This is a genomic window from Endozoicomonas sp. SESOKO4 (assembly GCF_024606275.1).
In genome coordinates this window covers 1-3,914 of record NZ_JAHHPS010000424.1, presented here as the reverse complement: position 1 = coordinate 3,914, position 3,914 = coordinate 1, and the positions used below count along the sequence as shown (strand labels likewise).

The window sequence follows — 3,914 nt, the reverse complement described above, 5'->3', positions numbered from 1 at the left end:
TCCAATGCCGCAGCTGAAAATACAGAATGAAAAAATGGAAATTAGCAACTGGTCAGAGGAGCAGTTCAGGATTTTTTTGAAAATCACTGGGGTGCCTGAACACTATTATTTGTCAGCAGATCATTGGCAAAAGCGTTCAGAACCCGATTACCCGGTATGTATCCAGGGACTCGAAACCGGGTTAGTCGTAAACAGAGAGCCCGGGGCAAAAGGTGATGTTGGAGTCGCGCCCTTCAACCCAATACCTATGCATGTGCTGGCTACCCTGATCAGCAGAGGAATGGCCATCAAAGCTGTCGCCTGGAAATCCCTTGACCATCATAAAGAGAGACTGCCTGTCTCCTTGCTTGGCAAACTGAAAATAAGCATCGAAGCATCAGATACAAAATGCCCCGATGAGATTAAAAAATCACTGTTTCAATACTTGAATAACGTTCCATCCAGAACAGCTGAAGCCTGTGAGCCGATCAGTGAACCGGAACTACAAAGCGTTAACCCACCCGACGACCAAAGAGAAAAACAGGCGTTTGGCCGCCTATGGTTAAAGCTAAATCAGACAGAAGTTTTTAGCACTGAAATACTGACATTACTGAACGAGTATGAGAATGAAATGGAGCTTATGCATGTAGTGACCGTCCTTAAAAAAGCCAAAATTGATATCGCCGACCACATACTGAAAAGATGGAGGCAACTGGCATGCAGAAAAATAAAGCGGTTAAGAAGAGGAGACCCTTTATTATCAGGGGTTAATCCTGATGTTTATCAGAGTTGCCAGGAATTAGAGTTACTTGATGGGTGTGGGAGTATTTTCTAATTGCCAACTCCGTTTATGGCGCGAAAACCAGTGGGATGCTATACATTCTCGTGCATACGGCAAACGTCAATCAATGCGCCTGAGTCTATGGGACGCCCACAGAAAAACAAAACTATCTGCCCGATGGTCCGATCACTGCTGCTGTTAGTGACAATAATGTCTGGTGAGTCACTGCCTGCAGTGGGATTAGACAGCTCAAACCTGCTGCCAGCACATTTCTTGTATACTAATAAGTTAGCCGGACATGAACAGCCCAAGCCTCTTCCGGTTGGGCTGACGCAATTAGCGCTCATTTTGCTTCAGCTGCTGCCGAATAACAGTCCCCCTGCGTTTCTTCAATTACCTCTCCAACCCGTTTGGCCAATGACGCAAACACGCCGCATTGACCTGATGGTCACGTCTCCGAAAGCCCTGGAGCATTCTTCCACTGCTCTGACCGCCACGGGGGCTGCCGGTGGAGATGATGGCGACAGGCCACCTGACGGAAATCACTGGAATCCTGACAAGGTGCCTCTCCCTGACCTCACCCTCGTTCCTGACCCTGTTCAAAAATGCCTGCAACAAAAAAGGCGACTGCTTCGAATATTACGAATGAAACGACTATGGGCGATTAAGACAGGCCAAACCACGCTGGCCCGGATTTTGTCAGACCGGATCATGGTGATTGAAGCGGACCTTCTTGATCTGGAAAGGTCAGACCCCGCCACGATTCATCCGGGGCTGGTTAAGACATGGCTAGCAGAGAATAGTCGGGAAATCAGCCTTTACCGTGTGATCGCTTCTGGCAAATACTATGGCCGTCAAACGTGTAACGGGGAAAAGGATCAACCCTCCGGAACGACCAAAGCATCAACAACCACGACAACGTCTCAGAACAGGCAGATGAGCGAAGTCCCTGCCTGTAACCAGGGAACCGGTTCATCAGGCGGCAGTGGTCGTGGAGGTGATGACCCACTAAAACCCTCTGCTGAGCAGGATAACGAAAATTTGGTTGTAACTTGTTCCAATTGTGAAAAGACACTGAATACACAGGAAATAAGTCGCATAGCAAATGAGGAATCAGCTTCAGCGTTTTTATGCAACACCTGCCTTTCAGGCACTAATGGTAAAAAAAGAGCAAGACGTAGCTCAGAAGAAACTCAGCTGCATGACTCATCAGAACCTGCTCAGAAAAAAAACAAGGGCTCGTGTAGAAAGAGAAATAATTCGAAAGCAGTTGCACCAACACCGGCTAAAAAAAAGAAACGAGCAGACACTCGAATCTCAGATGACCCATTGGAAAAAGTAAAAGAAAAAATCCTTTACGAATTAACTGAGGAAGAGCTGGAAAAAGTGCAAACCCTGATGCAGGTTTTCAAGAAAAAAAACATCACAGCCAAGTACACTTTTTATAACTTACTTGGTTTCGTAGAGAGAAAGTCTTTTAATGGCTTCTTCGATAATGCAATCGTTTTTTTTCGGCACCTTCCTGAAACCATCAAAAATACCGGCATGTTGACCGGCATGTTAAAGAATATAAAAAAACATACCCGTGATTTTGCCGAACGTAGCCAAAGCGAACTCAAATATTTAGCGAGTTTAGATGTATTGACTTCCTTTTCGTCCATGAATAATGGGAAAGGCGTACCCAAGCCTGAGGAAATGAAAGAAGTGCTGGGCTGGCCGGAATGGAAAGACAAGGGTGGTAAATTCAGTACGGAGCTGTTCCGCTCTTTATCGTCTATGTACGCCAAAAGAGGTATGCCCGGACATGAGGAAGTGAGAGAGATGCTGGGCTGGTCGGAATGGAAAGACAAGAATAATGAGTTCAGTATTGAGCTGTTCCGCTGCTTCACGTCCATGAATCATGGCAGAGGCATGCTCAGACATGAGGAAGTGAAAGAGGTGCTGGGTTGGCCGGAATGGAAAGACAAGGATGGTGAGTTCAGTATGAAGCGGTTTCGCGCTTTCTCATCCATGAATCATACCAAAGGTATGCTCAAACATGAGAAAGTGAAAGCGGTACTGAGCTGGCCGGAATGGAAAGACAAGGATGGCAAGTTCAATATGCAGCTATTCCACTCTTTCTCGTCAATGTACAACACCAACGGCGTGCCCAAACATGAGGAAATGAAAGAGGTACTGAGCTGGTCTGAATGGAGAGACAAAAATGGTGAGTTCAGTATGGAGTGCTTCCGCGCCTTTTCTTGCATGAATAATGGTCAGGGCATGCTCAAATATAAGGAAGTAAAAGAGGTGCTAGGCTGGCCAGAATGGAAAGACAAAGATGGCGATTTCAGTATAGAAAGGTTCCGCGCATTCTCGTCCATGAATCATTGCCAGGGCGTGCCCAAACATGATCAGGTAAAAAAAGTGCTGGACTGGACACGTTGCCGGGGGACAACCAATCATCTGCTCCTGCAAATTATGACCAAGCTCTGGAAATCAGAAAGCCTACCTGCTATTAAGATGCTGCAACATCAGGAAACACAACTGAAACAGTGGCTGTTTACAAAATTTACTGAAGGAAATGGCGATTCAGATAGTGAAGAGGACGACGAATACAATAGCGATTCAGAGGATGACAAATTCAATCGTCAGATAAAAACAGTGGCTCTTTACCTTTCCACCTCCAAACCGGACTTGTCACTCAGCTGGGCAGTGTTAAAACAATTTCTTAAAATCCATGAAAACACCAAAACCGTTCTGATGCTAAAACCATTGATAAGACTTCTTTCTTCTTATGGCGGCAAAGGTGTTGAGCGCTACCTCCGGGCTGATCGACAGGACCGGAATTTTTTGCTGCATCATTCGAGTAAGTCCTTGCCTTTGCATGTATTAGACAAGGCAATGGTTCTGTTTTCTGCCAGTGAACACAGATCGCGTTTTGTCTATTTCGTCAAACGGCTGAAGTCATTACCGGATAAGAGCCTGTGGCAACATTACTCAGCCCGGTTGCAAGCATTGTCGGGGGTGCTGAAACTCAAATACATGCAAAGGCTTTACTTGAAAATTCTGCAACCTTTAACAAAGGATGATCAGCTGCGCTTTCTGGAAGCCAGCCGTGCCCAGGCTGTATTCGACCTGTTTCCCTCGTTGAGCGCCCTGCATAAACTCAGCA

General features: G+C 46.1%; 2 protein-coding genes. Both read left to right on the top strand.

Features of this window, described 5'->3' with window-relative positions; all coding sequences use genetic code 11:
- Positions 1-814 (top strand): hypothetical protein (locus KDK16_RS08330; RefSeq protein ID WP_257275581.1); only part of this gene is annotated, 814 nt, incomplete at its 5' end.
- A 363-nt stretch (positions 815-1,177) separates the two neighbouring features.
- Positions 1,178-3,914: hypothetical protein (locus tag KDK16_RS08325; protein WP_257275580.1), on the top strand; the 2,737-nt coding region annotated here is incomplete at its 3' end.